A 21,431-nucleotide genomic window follows, 5' to 3' on the forward strand; every position below is an offset into this window, starting at 1 on the left:
CTTGCCCCGCGTCGGACGGAGCCGGCAAGTCTTCCCGGCCCATGGTCACGGATAGAAGGCGTCCGCCGGGGCTCTTCGACGGCATACCGGCGGACGGGAACTTTCAGGCGGCCTCCGCCGTCCGGTCCGCCGCATCAAGGGAGATCGTGAACAGCTTCGCACTCTTTGCAAGGTTTCTTGTCGTCCTGACGGTCCTTCTGCTTCCGGGCCGCTCTTTCGGGTTCTGGCCCTTTTCCTCGCCCCGGGAGCCCTACCTCGCCAAGGTGGGCGAGAAGGTCATAACGACCGGGGAGTTCGTCGAGGCCGTAAACAAGCTCCATACGTCTAACCGCGTCGGCAAGGCCCTGGCCGAAAGCCACGACAAATCCTTCACAAAACAGAACTACCGCGCCTTCCTCGACGAGATGATAGACAAAAAGCTCATCATCCTCGACAGCGAGAGTCTCGGTCTTGACGAGGGGGCGCTCTTCAGAAGCAGGTACGACACCTTCCGGCTCAACCTCTTTCTCGAAAGGCTCCGCCAGGAAGAGGTGCTCGACAAGGTGACCGTCACCGACGACGAGGTCAAGGCCCGTTTCTTCGAACGGCTCCGCAAGGCCGAAGAGGAGCGCAGGAAGAAGGCCGAGGAGGAGGGGGAGGAAGAAAAGGAGCAGCCCGAGGAGACCAAGACCCCGGAAGAGAGGTTCGAGGCCCTCCCGGCGGTGGAGAAGGGCAACATCTGGCGCGAGATTTACAGGGAGAAGGTTTCGGCCAGGGAGAAGGAGTACTTCGAGGCCGTCAAGTCCAAGGCCCAGGTGGTCGTCTACGAAGAGAACCTCGAGGATATCTCCCTCGACGACCCGGACCTGGGCGAGAGGGTCGTGGCCGAGGTGGACGGCGACCCAATCTACGCCGTGGAGCTCGTAAACCGTGACAGCGTGCCCGGCCCGGAGCAGATGCGCCGCCGCCTCGACGCGCTCATACTCCACCGCGCCCTCGACCACGAGGCCCTCTCAAGGGGCTACGAGGAGGACGAAGAGGTCCGCAAAAAGCTTGCCGCCTACAGGGAAAAGCTCCTCGTCGACATCTTCAAGCGCGAGATCATACGCCCCCTCGTGGTCATCACCGACGAGGAGGTGAAGAAGTTCTACGAGGAGAACAAGCAGCGCTACCGCAAGCCCGATGAGGTGGACTTCAGGATCATCATCGTCGAGACCGAGGACGAGGCCCTCTCGCTCCTCGAAGAGCTGCGCAAGGGGGCCGACTTCGCCTATCTCGCCAAGAAGCGCTCCATAGACTCCTCTGCCGAGAAGGGCGGGCTCATGACGTCGGTGCCGGTCAACGTCTTTGCGCGGGAGATATACACCCTCTTCTACAGGTCCCACAAGGGCGATATCCTCGGTCCATTCACGCTCAACGGCAAGTACGCCATAATAAAGCTGCTGGAGATGAGCAAGGGCGAGTACGTGCCCGTTGAAAAGGTCAGGTCTTCCATCGTGAAGCGCCTGGGCAGGGAGAAGTTCGACGAGCAGCTCAACGCCTATGTGGCGCGTCTGCGAGAGCACGTCCCCATCGAGATAAACGAGGACGAACTCAAGCGGATAAGCGGTGAGTGAGGAGGGAGAGTTGAGGATCTACAGGGTCTTGAGTCTTTTGCTCCTTGCCGTTGCGGTCGGCCTTGCCGGCGGGTGCGCGCCTCAGCCCAAAAAGGCCTTCAGGAAGCAGTGCGTCGACTGCCATCAGGCATCGCTCGACAAGTACAAGGCCGGAACCCTGCACGCCCCGGTGGCGGAGAACAGGTGCGAGGAGTGCCACAAGCCCCACGGTCTTCTCGGCGGCCTGAGCCTGCGCTCCGACGGCGCGCCGCTGTGCTACCAGTGCCACGAGGGGCAGAAAAAGACGCTGGAGAAGAAGAGCGTCCACCGGCCCTTCGGGGACGGCAAGTGCCTCTTCTGTCACGACTCGCATTCGTCATACAGGGCGCCCGGCAGCAGGGGGCTTGTCAGCGCCGCGGGCAACGACCTCTGTTACCAGTGCCACGACAGGGACTCCTACAGCGGAGGCAAGACGGTCCACGGCGCGGTTGAGAAGGGTTGCATGAGCTGCCACGACCCCCACGCCTCGGACCTTCCCTTCGGACTCAGGGCCGAGGGCGACAGACTGTGCCTGGACTGCCATGACCCCGGGGCCTCGGCCTTCCGCAGCGGCCACTCCGGTTACGACGTCGAGGGCACGGCCTGCCTGGCCTGTCACGAGCCCCATTCGACCGACAAGGACCGGCTCGTGAGGGCCTACGTCCACGAGCCTTTCGCAAGGCGTGCCTGCGCCGACTGCCACCGGGGACCGGACTCCAGCCCCCCCCTTGCCCTCAAGGTCGGCGGCGAGCGGCTATGCTACGAGTGCCACGACGAGCAGAGGGCCGAGTTCAACAGGACCCACAGCCACGAGCCCGTGGCCGGGGGGCGCTGCACGACCTGTCACGACCCCCATGTCTCCGACTACGAGAGCATCCTCTCAAGGCCCCAGAAAGAGCTCTGCTACGGCTGCCACACCGACTCGGCGGCCCGTCACGACAGGAAGTTCGTCCACGGCGTGGTGGAGGAGGGGAAGTGCTCGGCCTGCCACCTGCCCCACGGCTCGGACAACAGGATGATCCTCAAGGCCACGGGCGCGGCCCTCTGCTACGAGTGCCACTCCAGGGACGGCTTTGCCGACGCCGTGACGCACGCCCCCATACGCGAGGGCGACTGCCTCAACTGCCACGACCCCCACGCCTCGGACGAGCCGTCCCAGCTTACCGCGGCGCTTGGTCCGCTCTGCTACGGCTGCCACAGCGCCGAGAAGGAGCGCTTCACCAAGGTCTCCATGCACCCCAAGGTGAGGGAAGGGGCCTGCACGGCCTGCCACTCGCCCCACGCCTCTGCGAGGGAGGGGCTCCTCAAGAGCGGGCGCCGGGAGCTGTGCTTCACGTGTCATGAGAGCTACGCAAAGCTTCGGGACATGGCGGGAGAGCACCCCGTGGTGAGCCGCGGCGAGTGCCTCAGCTGTCACGACGCCCACGGCAGCGTGAACGCCATGCAGCTTCTGGCCGTGGACAGCTCGCTGTGCTACAAGTGCCACAAAGAGACGAAGGCCGCCTTCGACAGTGCGCCGACGAGGCACAGGCCCATATCGCAGGGCAGGTGCCTGGTCTGCCACATGCCCCACGGCAGCAAGATCGAGGGCTCGCTGCCCAGGCCGCTCGACGCGCTCTGCTACTCCTGTCACGACGGCCTCCAGGCAAGGCTCAAGGACATATCGCTCACCAGCCACAAGCCCGTCTCCGAGGGGCGGTGCGACAGTTGCCACGACCACCACGTCGGCGACAACGACAACCTCCTCGTCGCCACGGGCGCGGCCCTGTGCGTGGAGTGCCACGGCGAGCGCATGAAGACACCCGGGTACGCCGCGGCCCACGGAGGCATCCCGACCGAGGGGGTCGAGTGCCTCGGCTGTCACGAGCCCCACGCGGCCGAGGACGCCAAGCTGCTCCACAAGGTGAAGCATGAACCCTTCCGCAAGAGACTCTGCGAAAAGTGCCACCAGAAGCTTTGAGGGCGCAGTCGATGGTTAAGAGGATGGTATACGCAAAGCGACGGAGACGGCCCGCGGCGGGCGCCCTAACGGCCCTCGCCGGCGCCGCCGCCCTGCTCGCCGCCTCGGTCCTCGGGCCGGCCGCGGCGGAGGCGGGCGAGGTGAGTCACAGGGTGACAAAGCAGCTCTGTGCCGAGTGCCACGACACGTCACGCGCCCTGGCGGCCAAGCCCTACCAGCACAGGCCCGTCGAGCTCGGCAAGTGCACGGCCTGCCACAACCCCCATGCCTCCAGGCACGCCGGGCTGCTCAGCGAGGAGGGCGGCAGGCTCTGCTTCAACTGCCACGAGCAGGACGAGGGCTTCAAGGGCGCGGTGCTCCACGCCCCCTACGCCTCGGGCCGCTGTCTCGAGTGTCACGAGGCCCACGTCTCCGACAACGCCGGACTCCTGAAGGTGGCCGGCGGCAAGGGCTGCTACCTCTGCCACAAGCGCGATGAGATAGTGGCGGGGGCCAACGTCCACCCGGAGGTGAAAAAGGACCACTGTACGGCGTGCCACAACCCGCACTCTTCCGACAACGTGGGACTTCTCACCGCCGACAGGAACTCGGTGTGCGCCCGCTGCCACTACAAGGACGGCGCGCCCGTCATCCCATGCCCCTACGAGGTGGCCGGCACCGACTGCCTCGGCTGTCACAGCCCCCACTCGTCGGACAGGAGAGCCATCCTCAGGGCCTCGCTCCACGACCCCTTCGAGAAGAAGGACTGCGCCGCCTGCCACAGCGGAGCCGACGGCGGCGAGGTCAGGCCCGGCATAGCGGTGTGCCTGAAGTGCCACGAAAAGGTCATGGAAGGCTTCAACAAGCTGGCGAGCCACCTCATGCCGGCTCCCGGCGGCGGCAACGCCTGCTCCAACTGCCACAACCCCCACGGCTCGGACCGCATGGCGCTGCTCAGGGACAAGGAGTCGCGCATCTGCTATAGATGTCACAGCGACGCCAGGCAGTTCGTCGCCGACAGCCTCTACGTCCATCCCGACCTCGAAAAGTGCACCGAGTGCCACGCCTCGCACGGCTCCAACGAGCCGTTCCTCATGGCCCGCGGGGCCGAGACCTGCTCGTCGTCGCGGTGCCACGCCACACAGGGCACTTTCACCCATCCCATAGGAGAGGACGTCATCGATCCCCGCTCGGGAGGCGCCATGGACTGCAACACCTGCCACAACCCCATGGGCTCGCCGGAGGAGACGATACTGCGCGACGAGAAGGACAGGGGGCTGTGCATACAGTGTCACCAGGTTTAAGAGAGAGGGAGTGAGTTTCATGGCTTCTGGGATTTACAGGTCGGCGCCGGCGGGAGTGAGCGAGCGCGCCCCGGCTGCTTCGGTGCGGGCTGTGCTGGGCCGGAGCCTCTTCGCCGCGGCCGCCGTTGCGGTCTCCCTTGTTGCGCCGCAGGCCGTATCGTCGCAGGACGAGGGGACCGAGATGCTGGCCGTCATCAGCGGCAACGAGATGATAGGGCGGCTCAAGAACCCCTCGGCCCTCTTCTTCGACGAGGTGAAAAAGCGCATATACGTCGCCGACACGGGCAACAGGCGTCTCGTCTCCTTCGACAACGAGTACAAGTACCTGGCCGAGCTCTACCTCGAGGAATTCGACCTCCCTTCCGGCATCGTCAAGGACAGCGCCGGTCTCTTCTACGTGGTGGACAGCGGCAAGGCCGCCATCCTCAGGATAGACGTGCGCAACAACGTGGTCGAGCCCATCGAACCAAGCGGCGTGCCCGAGGCCGGAGAGCCCTTCATCCCCGGCAGGATCGCCATCGACGGCAGCGACACACTCTACGTCGTCGACAAGCTCAACAAGAGGATACTGGCCTTGGACGGCGACGGCGTCTTCGTGGCCCAGTACACCGTGCCGGGCGACGAGAGGCTCACCGGTTTCGCCGACGTGAGGGTGGCCGAAAACGGCGAGGTCTACGCCATCGACACGCTCAGCGGCACCATCTATATATTCGACGGCAGTGGCGAGGTGGTCAAGAGTTTTTCCAGGCGCGGCACGGGACGGGGCATGTTGCGCTTCCCCACGAGCATCGCCGTGGACCGCAACGGCCATATCTACGTCGCCGACCGCCACGGCGGCATGGTCCTCGTCTACGACCGCAGCGGCATATTCCTGCGCGCCATTTCAAGGCCCGGCTTCCGCGAGGGCGAGCTCTCCTACCCCTTCTACATCTACCTCGACGGGGAGGGCAGGCTCTATACGATAGACGTAACGAGGATACAGGTCTTCAAGGGCGAGAAGGGATGACCCCCCATGTCCCGCCCTCTCCTCACAACAGTGGTCCTCGCGGCCGCGCTCCTGCTCGTCGGCTGCGAGCCGCCGGTAAAAAGGGTTGACAACCCGGCGCTCCTCGAAGAGCATCCAGGCCTGGACACCGTGCCGGTCTACAGGAAGGGCTCCGTATCCTTCAGCACTGCCGAGGCCCTGAGGCTCGCCGAGCAGGACAGGAAGGCGGCGCTGGAGGAGCGTTTCAGGGGCGAGGAGACCTCGTCGCTGGAGATACCGGACCCCTGGATCCCGCCGGCCTACCGCAGCGCATCCTCGCTACCCAAGGCCCTGCGGGCCTTCCCCAAGGACAAGTTCGGCTATCCCGACTGGACGGCCTCGGTACAGGAGGGGATCATCATGCCCAGGGCGGGGCTTCTGAACAAGAAGGTCAAGGGCGAGTACCAGAGGGACTACTGGCAGTGGGCCGTCTCCTCGGACGTGATGCTCAAGCTCAGCGACAGCGGAGAGGTCAAGAAGGGCAAGGAGATAACCCTCGAGGACGTGGAGCGCGAGATAGAAGACGCGCCCTACGACCTGGACATAGTCTTCGAGATCAACGACCGGCTCATGGCCAACGTCCTCTTCCCCCACAAAGTGCACTCCTACTGGCTGGGCTGCAAGGTCTGCCATCCCGGCATATTCGTCGCCAAGAAGGGTGCCAACGTCTTTACCATGTACGACGTCTGGGAAGGCAAGTACTGCGGCCGCTGTCACGGCAAGGTGGCCTTTCAGCCCAAGGGGTTCGAGAACTGCCAGCGCTGCCACAAGGTCAAGAAGAAAACCATGGGCATAAAGTAGAGGAAGCTCTGATTTATTGCACTGAGGGAACCTTTTTGTAAAAGGGTCACAGACCCACGGTTCCCTCAGACTCCCTCCAAAAACTTTCAACGCCCTGCGGCTCATCCCGATTTTGCTTGCAAAATCGGGATGAGCCGCAGGGAATTAAAAGTCTTTGAAGGGGGTCTGGGGGAAACGTGGGCCTATGGCCCTTCTACAGAAAGTTTCCCCCAGATTGCCCGCGTCGGCTCCTCGGAGGCTGTACCGGGGGGTCGGGCCGCAAAGGCGTAAAAAAATCCCGCCTGGCGCGGGCCGCCCCCCCGGTACAGCCGAAGATCCGAATAACATACGATGGGGCAGGGGGAAACGCGGGCCTGTGGCCCTTCTACAGAGAGTTTCCCCCGGTGCAATGAATCGGAGCTTTCTCGGTCGGAGTCCATCTCCGGCCGTTCTTGACGACTGGGACGTCTCGGCTTCAGGATTGTCATGTGAGCGAGTATATCCTCACCTTCGGCTCCGCCCACAAGGCCCTCAAGGCCGAGAGCGTTCTCAGGGAGGCGGGCGCCGCCTTCCGTCTCATGCCCGGGCCCAGGGGGATGGACAGGGCCTGCGACCTCGTCATCGCCGTCGATGGCGAAGGAGCGCTCTCGGCTGCGATGGAAGCCCTGGAGCGGGGCGGCCCTGCCGTCAGGGCCGTCTACCGCAGAGAGGGGGCCCGTTACGTCGCCGTCTGACCGGCCGCGCGGCCGGTTCCCCGCGCGAAGGCGTGGCCTCCGCTTTCGGCCATGGAACTCAGATACCTCGAGATATTCTGCAAGGTCGTCGAGTGCCGCAGCTTTTCGAAGGCCGCGGCCTCCCTCTGTCTCACCCAGTCCACGGTCAGCATCCACATCAAGGCCCTGGAAAGAGAGCTCTCCGTAAGACTCCTCGACAGGCTGGGCCGCACCGTCACGCCCACCAGGGCCGGCGCCATCCTCTACCGCTACGCCGGTAAGATAGTGCGCCTCAAGCACGAGGCCCGCCAGGCGATAGACCAGTTCACGGGCACCATGAAGGGCGTGCTCGAGGTCGGGGCGAGCACCATACCCGGAGAGTACATCCTGCCTCGCTTGATAGGCGAGTTCAAGCGCGCCCATCCCGATGTGCGGCCCGTGCTGCGGGTGGGAGATACGCGCTCCATCTACGGGGAGGTGCTGGCGGGCCGCGTGGAAGTCGGCGTGGTCGGCTCGCCCATAAAGGACAGGAACGTGCGGTGCGCCCCCTTCGCAAGCGACGAGATGGTCCTTGTGGCGCCGCCGGACTTCGACCGCTCCGCGCTCGCCCCCGGAGAGCTGGCCGGCGTGGCGCTGCTCGCCCGCGAGGAGGGTTCGGGCTCGCGCAGCTCCGTCGAGGCCCGTCTCGCCGAGGCGGGCGTGGACCCGGCCACGCTCGTCTACGCCGCCAGTCTCGGCTCCACCCAGGCGCTGAAAGAGGGGGTGAAGTCCGCTATGGGGCTCGCCTTCATCTCCAGGATGGCCGTCGCCGAGGAGCTCCGCTCCGGTACGCTCAAGGCCGTGGAGGTGAAGGGCCTGAACCTCGATAGGAGCTTCTACGTCATCACCCACCGCCTGAGGTTCCTCTCGCCCATAGCCGTCTCCTTCCTCGATTTCCTCTCGGCGCGTCCGTAGATTTCCATAGGCCGCATCAAAGACACCGCCGCCTTCTATTGATGATTCCAATTTGACTTATTCATGAATTTGAGGTATCTTTTACTACAGGTCAGGTTTGTAAAAGGGTCACAGACCCACGGTTCCCTCAGACTCCCTCCAAAAACTTTTAACGCCCTGCGGCTCATCCCGATTTTGCTTGCAAAATCGGGATGAGCCGCAGGGAATTAAAGGTCTTTGAAGGGGGTGTCCTGCCCGCATTGGCTGGCCGGGGTGGCGGTCCTCTGGAGGTTCGGGCCGCAAAGGCGTAAGAAAACCCCGCCTGGCGCGGGCCGAACCTCCAGAGGACCGCCACAGACATCCGAGTAACATACGGTGGGGGAGGGGGGAAACGTGGGCCTATGGCCCTTCTACAGAAAGTTTCCCCCGGGGCAATTAATCAGAGTATCCCCGGTATTCACCGGCGCCGGGCGGTAACGGGTGTTGTCGGGTCCTTCCGTCCGGTCTTTCTGAGCAAGGGGAGTTGGTTATGAGCAAGAAGATGCTACTCAACGCCGCGGCCTTTGTCGTCGTCTCGTCTCTGCTTTTTGCCGCTTCGGCCGCGCCGGCGCAGCCGGTCAAGACGAGAAAGAGTGAGATAACCTACGCCTTCGAGGTCACGGGCATCCCGGAAGGGGCCCGCAGCGTGCGCGTCTGGGTCCCCTTTCCCACGGACACGGCCGAGCAGCGCATCTACGACATGAGGGTCAACAGCCCCTTTCCCTTCGAGATCAACTATGACAAGGTATGGGGCAACGCCATCATATACTTCAAGGGCGAGCCCCGCGACTTCACCTTCGAGATGAAGTTCAGGGTCGAACGCCGCGAGGCGAGGTCCGAGGACCTCGGCAAGATACGTAACGCCACGGCGGCCGACCGGAGGCTCTTCGCCAAGTACCTGGCCCCCTCGAGGCTGGCCGTCCGTGACGAGAGGGTGGAGAGGCTTTCGCGCATGGCCGTCGACGGCCGCAGCGACCCGCTTGAAAAGGCGCGGGCCATATACGATTTCGTGCTGGAAAAGATGGACTACGACAAGAAAACGCCCGGCTGGGGCCGCGGCGACGTGAAGAGGGTCTGTCTGTCCATCGGCGCCCGCGGCAAGGGCACGGGCAACTGCACGGACTTCCACTCTTTCTTCTCCTCGCTCATGCAGGCCCAGGGCATACCCGTAGTCTTCGAGATGGGCTATCCCCTCGCTCCCGGCGGCGAGCAGCGCGAGCCGAAGGAGGGGGGCTACCACTGCTGGGCAAGGTTCTACATACCCGAGGCGGGCTGGGTGCCGGTCGACATATCGGAGGCCGACAAGGACCCCTCCCGTCGTGACTACTTCTTCGGCTCCCTCTGCGAGAACAGGATACGCTTCAGCCGGGGGCGCGACATAGTGCTCATGCCGCCCCAGGACGGCGAGCCCCTCAACTACTTCGGACCCGACCCCTATATCGAGGTCGACGGAAAGCCCTTCAATGGCTTCAAGAGGACCATAGCCTACACCAACGAAAGAGAGCGCCTCTGAGCGCACGCCCGCGCCGGAGGGGGACCTCGCCCGCGGGGTCCCCCATCCCCTCCGAATGCCTCGTGGGAGACTCCGACTTACTCCGCCGGGGCAGCCTCTTGTAAAGGGCCGGAGACCTCCGGTCCCCTCGGACTCCCTGAAGAAAGTTTCCCCCATGGCGGCCGACCGGAGCTTTACCTGACTCCCTGCTCTCCGCCTCGTCTCGATCGTGCTTGACTGCGCGGCGGGCTGCCTCCGTCAGGGGGGAGCGCCGGAGCCGGGAGGGCGCGGTTGCCATCGGCCCCGGGACGTGGTACGCTCTCCGTCATGGGAGCGAGAAAGGCCCTTGCCGTCATGTTCAAGGCGCCAGAGGCGGGCCGGGTGAAGACGAGGCTCGTGCCGCCGCTCACGGCGGACGAGGCGGCCTCGCTCTACCGCTCTTTTCTGGCCGACACCTTCGCGCTCGCCTCGGCCGTCGAGGGAGCCGACCGCTTCGGAGTCTACAGCCCCGACGATGCGCTTTCGCGGGTCCGGGCGCTCGTGCCCCCAGGCTGGCGCCTCGAGCCCCAGCGGGGCCGGGACCTGGGGGAGCGGCTCTTGCGCCTCTTCGCCGGGCTCTTCGCCCGCGGATACGCCCGGGCGGCCGTAATCGGCGGCGACAGTCCCGACCTGCCGCCGCGGCTCATCGCCGAGGCCTTCTCGAGGCTCGACGGCGGAGACGACGTGGTGCTCGTTCCGGCCGACGACGGCGGCTACTGCCTCATAGCCATGTCCGGGCCTCACGGCGCGCCCTTCCGGGAGGTGCCGTGGAGCAGCGAGAGGGTGCTGGACGTAACAGTCGCAAGGCTCGAGGAGGCCGGGCTCCGTTTCTCGCTGCTCGAGCCGTGGCGGGACGTGGACCGGCCTGGGGACCTGGCCGCCCTCATGGAGAGCGCCGCCGCCCCGGCGAGCAGGGCGTGGCTTGAGAAGGCCGGCGTGGCGCTCAGGCTCCGCGCGGCGCGGAAAAGCTGTTGACAAGTTCCGTGAAAGTCAAGTATATTATTACCCTTTAATGCGGGCTCCCCCAATGAAGCTCAACGTCCGGGATATAGGCGAAGCCGGCCGCACCGTGGAGCTTGCGGAGTCGGTTGCGGACCTCGACGAGAAGACGCGGGGGCTCGGCTACGTCTTCCTCTCCCCGCTCAGGGCCCGTCTCGAAGTGACGCGCAGCGGCGCGGACGTCTGTGTCCGGGGGACTATGACCGTCGTCTGCTCGCTTGTCTGCTCGCGCTGCACCGAGACCTTCCCCCATACCGTCGACGCCGGGCTCTCGCGCCACTTCAAGGTCGCCGTCCCGGCGCCCTCCGGCCGCAAGGGCGCGGGCGGAGGCGGGAGACGCCGCGCCGGGGATGTGGAGCTCGGCCCCCGGGATGTGGAGACGGCGATCCTCGAGGGCGACGAGCTCGACCTGACCGAGCTCGTCGTGGAGCAACTGGCGCTCGAGCTGCCCATTCAGCCGCTCTGCTCGGAGGAGTGCAAGGGGCTCTGTCCGGTCTGCGGCGCCGACCGCAACAGGACGGAGTGCGGCTGCGCTGCCGCCGGCAGGGTGGACCCCCGCTTCGCCGTTCTCGAAAGACTCAGGAAGAAGTGAATCTCACGGCCGAAGCCGGCGGCCGGGGGGCGACAAGGGGGGCTGCCAGGCGACAAGGGGGCGGCAAGGGAGGCGGACAGGCGGCCAGGGGGGCTGCCAGGCGGCCAGGGGGCGGCCAAAGCGGCGGACAGGGGGAGCGGACGTCGCCGGGACGCGCGCCCGGGCCGGCGGGAACAAGAAACGGAAAAAAGAGAGGTGACAGACCCATGCCCACTCCGAGAAAGAAGAAGTCCAGGTCCAAGCGCAACATGAGGCGAAGCCACGACGCCCTGGCGGCTCCGGCCGCGTCGACCTGTCCCAGGTGCGGCGAACCCAAGCGTCCCCACCACGCATGTCCGGCCTGCGGCACGTACAGGGGAAGGGAAGTCTTGAGGACCGGGGAGACGGTCTGAAGGTCCGGTCCTTTTGACGCATGAAGATAGCCGTTGATGCGATGGGAGGGGACTACGCCCCGGCGGTCGTCGTCGAGGGCAGCGTCCAGGCCGCCGAGGACCTGGGCATCGCCTCCATCCTCGTGGGAGACCGGGAGAGGATAGAGGCCGAGCTTGCAAGGCTCGGCTCCAAGCACCCCCTCGTCTCGGTGAAGCACGCCTCCGAGGTGGTGGGCATGGACGAGTCTCCCGTTCTCGCCTTCCGAAAGAAGAAGGACTCGTCCATACGGGTCTGCTTCGACCTGGTGCGCGGCGGCGAGGCGAGCGCGGTTGTGAGCGCCGGCAACTCGGGCGCCGCCATGGCATCGGGCATCTTCGTGCTCAAAAAGCTCAAGGGCGTGGACCGTCCGGCCATAACGGTCTGCATGCCCACCCTCGGAGAGCCGGCCGTCATGCTCGACGTGGGCGGCAACGTGGACTGCAAGCCCGTTCACCTCGTGCAGTTCGCCATCATGGGCGAGGTCTACGCGAGGTACGTGCTCGGAAAGGACCGCCCCCGCATAGGGCTGCTCTCCAACGGCGAGGAGGAGGGCAAGGGCAACGAGCTCACCAGGGCGACCCACGCCATCCTCAAGAAGACATCGCTCAACTACATGGGACCCGTCGAAGGGCGCGACATCTTCTACGGCAACGTCGACGTCGTGGTGACCGACGGCTTCGTAGGCAACGTGGCGCTCAAGATAAGCGAGGGCATCGTCGAGGCCGCGGGCGCCATGCTCAAGGCCGAGATAACAAAGCGTCCGGCCGCGAAGCTCGGCTACCTGCTCGGCAGGGGGGCCCTGGCCGGGCTGAGAAAGAAGCTCGACTACTCGGAGTACGGCGGCGCGCCTCTTCTGGGCATAGGAGGGGTCTGCATCATAAGCCACGGCGGCTCGTCGGCCAAGGCCATACGCAACGCCATAAGGCTCGCCGCCGAGTACGCGAGGATAAAGGTCAACACCCACCTGCTCGAAGAGCTCGAGAGGAACAGGGACCTCGACAGGCTGGCCAGGGGGGAGGCCGGCGGGGTCATGAACGCCTGAGGCGGGCCGTGGTGCGTGCGAGGATAGTCGGCACGGGCTCCTATGCGCCCGAACGTGTGGTCACCAACCGCGAGATCGAGCTGATGGTGGAGACCACGGACGAGTGGATAAGGACCCGCACGGGCATAAGCGAGCGCAGGGTCACGACGGGCGAGAACCCCTCGGAGATGGCCGCCAAGGCCGCCAGGGCGGCGCTGCGCAGCGCCGCCCTGGCGCCGCGCGACATAGACCTCGTCGTCGTCGGCACCGTAACGCCGGAGATGACCTTTCCGTCGACGGCCTGCTTCGTCCAGTCGCAGCTCCACATACGAAGCGGCGTGCCCGTCTTCGACGTCTCGGCCGCATGTTCGGGCTTCATATACGCCCTCGACGCCGCCGACAAGTACATACGCAGCGGCGCCTGCACAAACGCCCTCGTCATAGGGGTCGACGCCTTCTCGAGGATAGTGGACTGGAAAGACCGCTCCACCTGCATCCTCTTCGGCGACGGCGCCGGGGCCGTGGCGCTCACGGCCCACAGGGGCAGGCGAGGCATACTCTCGTCGCGCATCCATTCCGACGGAAGGCGCTGGGAGATGCTCTACGCCAGGGGACCGGCCGCGGCCAGCCCCTTCGAGAGGGGGGAGAGGGGCCAGGACCCGGGGCCGCTGAAGATGCAGGGCAACGAAACCTTCAAGATAGCCATAAAGACGATGAGGGCCGTATGCGGCGAGCTCCTCGAGGAGACGGGCCTTGCGATGTCGGACGTCTCGCTCGTCATCCCGCACCAGGCCAACATACGGATCATCAAGGCCCTCAGCGAAAAGCTGCGGCTTGCCGAGGACCGGGTATACTCCAACATCGAGCGCTACGGCAACACCTCGGCGGGCTCCATACCGCTCGCCCTCGACGAGGCCGTGCGCGACGGCAGGATAAAGGACGGCGACATCGTGCTCTTTGTCGCCTTCGGAGGGGGGCTCACCTGGGGCGCCACCGCCGTCAGGTGGTAGGGCGCCATCGCCGCGGCCGGTTGCCGGCGCGCGGTCAGCAGGAAAGACACCACGGAGCGGACAAGACGTGAAGAGGACGGCGTTCATATTTCCGGGCCAGGGCTCGCAGTACGTGGGCATGGCCAAGGGATTCTTCGATGACCGCAGGGACGCGAGGGATGTCTTCGAGAGGGCGAGCGAATGTCTGGGCTACGACATGGCCGCCCTCTGCTTCGAGGGGCCCCGCGACGAGCTCGACAGGACAGAGAAGACCCAGCCCGCGATCCTCACGGCCAGCGTGGCGGCGCTTACGGCCCTGCGCGGCGCCTGCGACGGCGAGCCCGCCTTCGTGGCGGGCCACAGCCTCGGCGAGTACACGGCGCTTGTGGCCTCCGGCGCCCTCGACTTCGAGACGGCGCTGCGTCTGGTGAGGCTGCGCGGCAGGTTCATGCAGGAGTGCGTGGCCGACGGCGTCGGCAGGATGAGCGCCGTCATAGGGCTCGACGCCGACACGGTCTCGGAGCTGTGCAGGGAGGCCTCCAACGACACGACGCAGGTGGTTGCGGCCAACCTCAACAGCCCGGAGCAGGTGGTCGTCTCGGGCCACGCCGAGGCCGTCGAGAGGTTCGCGGCCCTTGCCTCGGAGCGCGGCGCGCGAAGGGTCATACCCCTGCCGGTGAGCGTGCCGTCCCACTCCCATCTCATGAGCAGGGCCGTGGAAAGACTCACGGCCGAGCTCGAGGGCGTGGAATTCAGGAAGCCGAGGGTGCCGGTCGTCTCAAACGTCGAGGCCGCTGCGGTGAGCGACGAGGGGCCGATACTGGAGCTGCTTGCGCGCCAGCTCATCTGTCCGGTGCGCTGGGTCGAGTCGGTGAGGTTCATGGCCCGGGCCGGCGTGACCACGACCGTCGAGATCGGGCCCGGCAAGGTCCTGAGCGGCCTCGTGCGCCGCATCGACAGGTCCCTGCGAACGCTCAACATAGACTCCCCCGCCGACCTCGAAGGGGTGGTCGCGGCGTTGCGGGAGGCGTAGGCCGTCGAGACCGGGGGGCGCGGACCGGGGGCGCGAAAGGGCGGCGGGGAGAACGCTTCGCTGCGGCACTGTGGGGAGGTGAGGAAATGGATGGCAGGTGTGCGCTCGTCACGGGCGCAGGTCAGGGCATAGGAAAGACTGTGGCGCTGAGGCTCGCCTCGGCGGGGGCCCACGTGGCCGTCGCCGACGTGAACGCCGACAAGGCCGCCGAGACGGCGGCGGCGGTCGAGGCCATGGGGAGGAAGTCGGCGGCCCTCAAGGCCGACGTCTCCATGGCTCAGGAGGCGGAGGCGATGGTCGACGCCGCGGCCGGCGCCCTCGGGTCCATCGACATACTGGTGAACAACGCCGGCATAACCCGCGACGGCCTCCTCCTGCGGATGAAGGAAGAGGACTGGGACCTCGTCATGGCGGTGAACCTCAAGGGCGCCTTCAACTGCACCAAGGCGGCCGTGAGACACATGAGCAGGAAGCGCTACGGCCGCATAGTGAACATAGCCTCCATAGTGGGGCTCATGGGCAACGTCGGGCAGGCCAACTACTCGGCCAGCAAGGCCGGGCTCATCGGCCTCACCAAGACGGTGGCCCGCGAGTTCGCCCGCCGGGGCATCACCTGCAACGCCGTGGCCCCGGGCTTCATAGAGACGGCCATGACCGACAAACTCCCGGAGAATGTGAGGGACGAGCTCTCCGCCCGGATACCGATGGGACGGCTGGGCTCGCCGGAAGACGTGGCCGACGGCGTGCTCTTTCTCGCCTCCGACGCCTCGTCCTACATAACGGGACACGTGCTGAGCATAAACGGCGGCATGTACATGTGAGACCCCTCGTAGGCCCCCCTCGCAGGGGCCTGGAAGGGGGGAGCGCCGCGGGGGCTGCGCGGGAAGTTTCCCCGGGGAAATTGACAATCGTCGTCAAAGGATGGTATACACAGTGTGCCGTCCTTTCGAACGACCGTCAGGGAAGCTCTGATTAAGGAAACTCCGATTTATTTCGCTCTTCGAGCCGCGTCGCCTCTTGCGACGGCCGGAGGATATGAGATTCCTTTGGCCCCAATAGAAAGTCTTTGAAGGGGCGTCCTCCCCGCGCCGGCCGCCTCGGGGGGCGGCGCCGGGGGTGTCCGGGCCGCAAGGGCGTAAAACCCCGCCCGGCGCGGGCCGGACACCCCCGGCGCCGCCGGAGATCACAATAACATGCGAGGGGCGCGGGGGGAGGGGCGGACCTATGGCCCTTCTTCGGAAAGTTTCCCCCGGAGTGCTTAATCGGAGCTTGCTTGGGAGTAAAGGGGGGCGCTGTCCGCGGCCTCTGGTCTTCGGGCGGCCCCGGCCCGGTCTGTTCTCATTATCCAAAGGCTTCCGCTTCAATCGACGCTATCGGTTTGAGGGGGACGAGGCCCGCTCAGGCGGGGTCAACCACTTCAGGAGGTGCAGGAAATGTCGACCGCAAACAAGGTTAAGAAGATCATCGTAGACCAGCTCGGCGTCTCGGAGGACGAGGTGACGCCCCAGGCGTCCTTCGTCGACGACCTCGGCGCCGATTCGCTCGACAGGGTCGAGATGGTCATGGCCTTCGAGGAGGAGTTCTCCATAGACATACCGGACGAGGACGCCGAAAAGATACTGACCGTCCAGGACGCCATCGACTACATCGACAAGAAGGCCAAGTAGGGCATCGAAGACCCGCCGGGAACAGGATGTAGGCCGAGGGCCTTGCGTCCTGTTTTCTTTTTGACCGCCGGAGAAGACGCCGCCGGGCGGCCGCCGTGTACGCCCGCGACCCCGGAGAACGGAGAGATACGGCCAGATGAGAAGGGTAGTTGTCACAGGCTTGGGAATCATTTGCCCGCTGGGGACGGGCACCGACGCCGTATGGGAGGCCGCGAGGGAGGGCCGCAGCGGCATCGGACCCATAACGAGGTTCGACGCCTCCGGCTTCCCGGTGCGCATAGCCGGAGAGGTGCCCCGTTTCGATCCCTCGCCCTTCATCCCCCGCAAGGACCTCAAGAAGATGGACCTCTTCATCCAGTACGCCATGGCGGCGAGTCTCATGGCCTTCGAGGACTCGGGGCTGGTCATAGACGAGGACAACGCCGAGCGGGTGGGCGTGTACATCGGCGCCGGCATGGGGGGGCTTCCCGCCATCGAGCACTGGCACAACGTTATGCTCGAAAAGGGGCCGGAGCGGCTGACCCCCTTCTTCATCCCCATGGTCATAATAAACCTCGCCTCCGGCCAGGTCTCCATAAGGCTCGGCGCCAAGGGGCCCAACAGCTGCGCCGTCACGGCCTGCGCCACCGGCACCCACTCCATCGGCGACGCCGCCAAGCTCATAGAGCGCGGCGCCGCCGACGTGATGATAGCCGGAGGCGCCGAGTCGACCATAACGCCCCTTTGCATCGCCGGGTTCAACGCCATGAAGGCCCTGTCGCGCCGCAACGACGAGCCCCGTCGGGCAAGCCGCCCCTTCGACGCCGAGCGCGACGGCTTCGTCGTCGGCGAGGGCGCGGGCGTAATGGTGCTCGAGGAGTACGGGCACGCCAGAAAGCGGGGCGCCCGCATATACGCCGAGCTCGTCGGCTACGGCCTCAACTCCGACGCCTTCCACATGACCACCCCCTCCGAGGGCGGCGAGGGAGCGGCCCGCTGCATGGAGATGGCCCTCGAGGACGGGCGGCTCAACCCCGAGGATATCGACTACATCAACGCCCACGGCACGTCTACCTACTATAACGACATGTACGAGACCATGGCGGTCAAGAGGGTCTTCGGCGACCACGCCCGCCGCCTCATGATGAGTTCCACCAAGTCCATGACCGGCCATCTCCTCGGCGCGGCCGGCGGCATAGAAGCGGTCTTCACCGTAAAGGCGCTACACGACGGCGTCGTGCCTCCGACCGTGAACTACGAGAACCCGGACCCGGACTGCGACCTCGACTACGTGCCCAACAGCGCGCGCGGCGCGCGGCTCCGGGCGGCCATAAGCAATTCCTTCGGCTTCGGAGGCACCAACGCCGTGCTCGCCTTCCGGGCCTTCCGGGGGTAGCGCAGGCCATGGGCGCGCGGGAGAGCAGGGTCGTGGCCATAGCGAGCGACCACGCCGGCAGGGAGCTCAAGGAGGACATAAAGGAGTTCCTCAAAGAGTCCGGCTACGAGGTGCTCGACATGGGCGTCAACAGCGACGCCTCCGTCGACTACCCCGACTACGGCATCCCCGTGGCCGAGAAGGTCTCGAGCGGCGAGATCGAGCGGGCCATACTCCTGTGCGGCACGGGCGTGGGCATGAGCATCGTGGCCAACAAGTTCAAGGGTGTGCGCGCCGCCCTGGTGGGCGACATATACGCCGCCAGGATGGCGAGGGAACACAACGACGCCAACGTGCTCGTCATCGGCGGCCGCCTCGTGGGCAAGGGGCTCGCCCGCGAGATGGTCAGGGCCTGGCTCGAGGCGCGTTTCGAAGGCGGACGCCACCAGCGCCGCCTCGACAAGATAAGAGAGATAGAGGCCAGGATGGTCAAACCTTGAGTCCTCCCAGGCGGAGCCTCTTCGTGAAGGGGCTTGAGGGCCGAGGTTCGTTCGAGTCGCCTTGTGTGTCGTTATGTTTCCCCCCGCCCCCGCGAGGGGTCGGGCCGCAAAGGCGTACCCCCCCCGCCTGGCGCGGGCCGACCCCTCGCGGGGGCGGGGGAAGTGGATCTGAAGAAGGGGGGGCGGTTCCCCCGGCGTAAATCGATCAGGGCTTCCCTGAGATGGTAGGAGACGTGAGATGTCGGTGCTTAAGGAATTCGACCCGGAGATATACGAGGCCATAAGGCTCGAGACGGAGCGCCAGGAGTACAAGCTCGAGCTCATAGCCTCGGAGAACATCGTGAGCGAGGCCGTGCTCGAGGCCCAGGGGAGCGTCATGACCAACAAGTACGCCGAGGGCTATCCGGGCAGGCGCTACTACGGCGGGTGCGAGTACGTGGACATGGCCGAGGAGCTTGCGAGAAGCAGGGCCAGGAGGCTCTTCGGCTGCGAGCACGTCAACGTGCAGGCCCACTCGGGCACGCAGGCCAACATGGCCGTCTACATGACGGTGCTCAAGCCGGGCGATACGATTCTCGGCATGAACCTGAGCCACGGCGGCCACCTGAGCCACGGAAGCCCCGTCAACTTCTCCGGCCAGGTCTACCGCTCGGTCTTCTACGGCGTGGACAGGGAGACCCACCGCATAGACATGGACGAGGTGAGGCGCCTTGCACTGGAGCACAGGCCCAGGCTCATCGTCGTGGGAGCGAGCGCCTATCCGAGGACCATAGACTTCGAGGCCTTCCGCGCCGTGGCCGACGAGACGGGGGCCATGCTCATGGCCGACATCGCCCACATAGCGGGACTCGTGGCCGCCGGCATCCACCCCTCGCCCGTGCCCCACGCCGAGTTCGTGACGACCACCAACCACAAGACTCTCCGCGGCCCGCGAGGCGGCATGGTCATGTGCCGCCGGGAGTTCGCAAAGACGCTCGACAAGCACGTCTTCCCGGGAATGCAGGGCGGCCCGCTCATGCACGTAATCGCCGCCAAGGCCGTGGCCCTCAAGGAGGCCCTGGAGCCGTCCTTCAGGGACTACCAGCGCCAGATAGTGCGCAACGCGGCGGCGCTCGCCGAAAGGCTCATGGAGCTCGGCTACGACCTCGTCTCCGGCGGGACGGACAACCACCTCATGCTCGTGGACCTCACGGCGCTCGACATAACGGGCAAGGAGGCCGAGGAGGCCCTCCAGAGGGCGGGCATAACGGTCAACAAGAACACCATACCCTTCGAGACGCGAAGCCCCTTCGTGACGAGCGGCATAAGGATCGGCGTGCCGGCCGCGACCACCAGGGGCATGAAGGAGGACGAGATGCGGCTCATAGGGGACCTCATAGACCGGGCCGTCAAGGGCCGCGCCGACGAGGCCGGGCTCGACAGGATAAAGGCCGAGGTCAGGGACCTCTGCAAGCGCTTTCCCTTCTACGCCCACAGGCTCGAGGACTGATCGGCGCCGGGCCCCGGCGGCCGCCGTTTGAACGGCGGGGGAACCTTTGAAAAAGGGGCCGCGGAGCCGCAGCCGGCCTCCGACCCCTGTCCCCGGTGGTTCCCAGCGGCGTCCTCCGGGAGGTCGGGGCGCAAGGGCGTATAATCCCGTCCCGGCGCGCCCCGACCTCCCGGAGGACGCCGTGAAGGCGCGGTCAAAGGGAGATCTCCCCCGGTGACGCCCTGTCACGATTACAGGTTGATTTTTTTTGTTCCCTGAGTTATAATAGTAATGTTTCCTTGGGATGTTTCCGGTCTGGATTGATGAATCATGGGGGGGCGGGCCTCTTCGTTCGAGGGTGAGGCCGCTCCGAGGGTTGGTGCGCGCCTCCGGCGGGCCGGGCCCGAAACATGGTGAAAGGCGAGCTCATGGATACCATGGGGTACAAGACTGAAGAGGCGCGCCACACCGGCAGCGGCGGCTCCATAGCCAGGCCTCACAGGGTGCTCATCGTCGACGACAATGCCCAGAACCTGGAGCTTCTCGACGCCCTGCTGACCACGAGCGGCTACGAGGTCGTAAGGGCCTCGAACGGCAGGGAGGCGCTGGAGCGCGTGGAAGAGGACCCGCCCCACATCATCCTCCTCGACGTGCTCATGCCCGTGATGGACGGCTACGAGACGTGCCGCAGGCTCAAGGAGAGCGAGAAGACGCGTTTTATCCCCGTTGTCATGGTGACGGCCCTCAACAGCCTCGAGGACCGGGTGCGCGGCATCGAGGCCGGCGCCGACGACTTCATATCCAAGCCCTTCCAGCGCCCGGAGCTGCTGGCCAGGGTCAAGTCGCTGGTGCGGGTCAAGGGTCTGCTCGACGAGCTCGAGAACGCCCACAACGTCCTCATAAGCCTCGCCGTGGCCCTCGACTTCAACGACCCCTACACCCACGGCCACTCCCAGCGGGTGGCCGAGTACGCCGCAAGGCTCGCGGCCTTCATCGGCCTCTCCGAGGAGGAGCAGGGCAACATACGCAACGCCGGCATCCTCCACGACATAGGCAAGATAGCGACCGACAAGGGCGTGCTCCACAAGCCCGGCGCCCTCAACGACACGGAGTACGACCACGTGAAGCAGCACCCCGTGGTGGGCGAGAAGATATGCAGGCCGCTTAAGTTCGCGCAGCCCTTCCTCCCGGCCATCAGACACCACCATGAAAAGCACAACGGCACGGGCTACCCCGACGGCCTCGCGGGCGAAGAGATCCCCCTGGGCGGCAGGATAATCGCCATCGTCGACGTCTACGACGCCCTCACCACGGTGCGGCCCTACAGGCGCGGCATGCCGCCCAACGTGGCCGTCGAGGTGATGAAGGCCGAGGCGATCAAGGGCTTCTGGGACAGAAGGCTCGTCGACGCCTTCGCCGGCCTGCTCCGCGAGGAAGGCACCGCCGGGCGCACCCCCGCCCGGGCCATCGGCGTCTGACCCGTTTTTCTCCCCCTCCGGCACGTTTGTGCTTGTCTTCCGC

The 21,431-nt window shown here is 65.8% G+C and carries 20 protein-coding genes; all 20 read left to right on the forward strand.

Annotation, left to right across the window (positions count from 1 at the left end):
* Positions 1-41: 41 nt before the first annotated feature.
* The 20 genes from ENJ37_06120 (at position 42) to ENJ37_06215 (ending at position 21,388) form a co-directional block, all read left to right on the forward strand.
* Entirely contained in the window at positions 42-1,595 is a 1,554-nt protein-coding gene (locus ENJ37_06120) for a hypothetical protein (protein HHL40062.1), read from the forward strand.
* On the forward strand, positions 1,588-3,573 hold the full coding sequence (locus ENJ37_06125; protein ID HHL40063.1) for a hypothetical protein: 1,986 nt from the start codon (positions 1,588-1,590) through the stop codon (positions 3,571-3,573). The genes ENJ37_06120 and ENJ37_06125 overlap by 8 nt, the downstream gene beginning before the upstream one ends.
* 11 nt (positions 3,574-3,584) lie before the next feature.
* On the forward strand, positions 3,585-4,856 hold the full coding sequence (locus ENJ37_06130; protein ID HHL40064.1) for a hypothetical protein: 1,272 nt from the start codon (positions 3,585-3,587) through the stop codon (positions 4,854-4,856).
* A 19-nt stretch (positions 4,857-4,875) separates the two neighbouring features.
* Entirely contained in the window at positions 4,876-5,862 is a 987-nt protein-coding gene (locus ENJ37_06135; protein HHL40065.1) for a 6-bladed beta-propeller, read from the forward strand.
* Between the two features lie 6 nt (positions 5,863-5,868).
* A complete protein-coding gene (locus ENJ37_06140) occupies positions 5,869-6,681 on the forward strand; it encodes a hypothetical protein (GenBank protein ID HHL40066.1) in 813 nt (270 codons plus the stop codon).
* A 392-nt stretch (positions 6,682-7,073) separates the two neighbouring features.
* The gene (locus tag ENJ37_06145; protein ID HHL40067.1) at positions 7,074-7,394 is read left to right on the forward strand and encodes a DUF3343 domain-containing protein; all 321 of its coding nucleotides are present in this window, start codon (positions 7,074-7,076) and stop codon (positions 7,392-7,394) included.
* 51 nt (positions 7,395-7,445) lie between these two features.
* Complete coding sequence (locus ENJ37_06150) at positions 7,446-8,327, forward strand: LysR family transcriptional regulator (GenBank protein HHL40068.1); 882 nt, start codon at positions 7,446-7,448, stop codon at positions 8,325-8,327.
* Positions 8,328-8,835: 508 nt separating this feature from the next.
* A complete protein-coding gene (locus ENJ37_06155; protein HHL40069.1) occupies positions 8,836-9,858 on the forward strand; it encodes a transglutaminase domain-containing protein in 1,023 nt (340 codons plus the stop codon).
* A 270-nt stretch (positions 9,859-10,128) separates the two neighbouring features.
* A complete protein-coding gene (locus ENJ37_06160; GenBank protein HHL40070.1) occupies positions 10,129-10,851 on the forward strand; it encodes a glycosyltransferase in 723 nt (240 codons plus the stop codon).
* Positions 10,852-10,888: 37 nt separating this feature from the next.
* Positions 10,889-11,467: a DUF177 domain-containing protein gene (locus ENJ37_06165; protein ID HHL40071.1), complete on the forward strand. Its 579-nt coding sequence runs from the start codon at positions 10,889-10,891 to the stop codon at positions 11,465-11,467.
* A 206-nt stretch (positions 11,468-11,673) separates the two neighbouring features.
* Positions 11,674-11,859, forward strand: coding sequence for a 50S ribosomal protein L32 (rpmF, locus tag ENJ37_06170; GenBank protein HHL40072.1), 186 nt, complete (start codon positions 11,674-11,676; stop codon positions 11,857-11,859).
* 20 nt (positions 11,860-11,879) lie between these two features.
* Entirely contained in the window at positions 11,880-12,920 is a 1,041-nt protein-coding gene (gene plsX / locus ENJ37_06175) for a phosphate acyltransferase PlsX (protein ID HHL40073.1), read from the forward strand.
* Positions 12,921-12,928: 8 nt separating this feature from the next.
* A complete protein-coding gene (locus tag ENJ37_06180; GenBank protein HHL40074.1) occupies positions 12,929-13,909 on the forward strand; it encodes a ketoacyl-ACP synthase III in 981 nt (326 codons plus the stop codon).
* 67 nt (positions 13,910-13,976) lie between these two features.
* Complete coding sequence (gene fabD / locus ENJ37_06185) at positions 13,977-14,921, forward strand: [acyl-carrier-protein] S-malonyltransferase (protein ID HHL40075.1); 945 nt, start codon at positions 13,977-13,979, stop codon at positions 14,919-14,921.
* Between the two features lie 86 nt (positions 14,922-15,007).
* Positions 15,008-15,742 carry a 3-oxoacyl-[acyl-carrier-protein] reductase gene (gene fabG / locus ENJ37_06190; GenBank protein HHL40076.1) on the forward strand — a complete coding sequence of 245 codons (735 nt, stop codon included), beginning with the start codon at positions 15,008-15,010 and terminating at the stop codon, positions 15,740-15,742.
* A 612-nt stretch (positions 15,743-16,354) separates the two neighbouring features.
* A complete protein-coding gene (locus tag ENJ37_06195; protein HHL40077.1) occupies positions 16,355-16,588 on the forward strand; it encodes an acyl carrier protein in 234 nt (77 codons plus the stop codon).
* A 136-nt stretch (positions 16,589-16,724) separates the two neighbouring features.
* A complete protein-coding gene (gene fabF, locus ENJ37_06200; GenBank protein ID HHL40078.1) occupies positions 16,725-17,963 on the forward strand; it encodes a beta-ketoacyl-[acyl-carrier-protein] synthase II in 1,239 nt (412 codons plus the stop codon).
* 8 nt (positions 17,964-17,971) lie between these two features.
* Positions 17,972-18,442: a ribose 5-phosphate isomerase B gene (gene rpiB, locus ENJ37_06205; GenBank protein ID HHL40079.1), complete on the forward strand. Its 471-nt coding sequence runs from the start codon at positions 17,972-17,974 to the stop codon at positions 18,440-18,442.
* A gap of 238 nt (positions 18,443-18,680) precedes the next feature.
* Complete coding sequence (locus tag ENJ37_06210) at positions 18,681-19,931, forward strand: serine hydroxymethyltransferase (GenBank protein HHL40080.1); 1,251 nt, start codon at positions 18,681-18,683, stop codon at positions 19,929-19,931.
* Between the two features lie 389 nt (positions 19,932-20,320).
* A complete protein-coding gene (locus tag ENJ37_06215) occupies positions 20,321-21,388 on the forward strand; it encodes a response regulator (protein ID HHL40081.1) in 1,068 nt (355 codons plus the stop codon).
* Positions 21,389-21,431 lie beyond the last annotated feature (43 nt).

The sequence above is a fragment of the Deltaproteobacteria bacterium genome (assembly GCA_011375175.1).
Lineage (GTDB): Bacteria > Desulfobacterota > GWC2-55-46 > GWC2-55-46 > DRME01 > DRME01.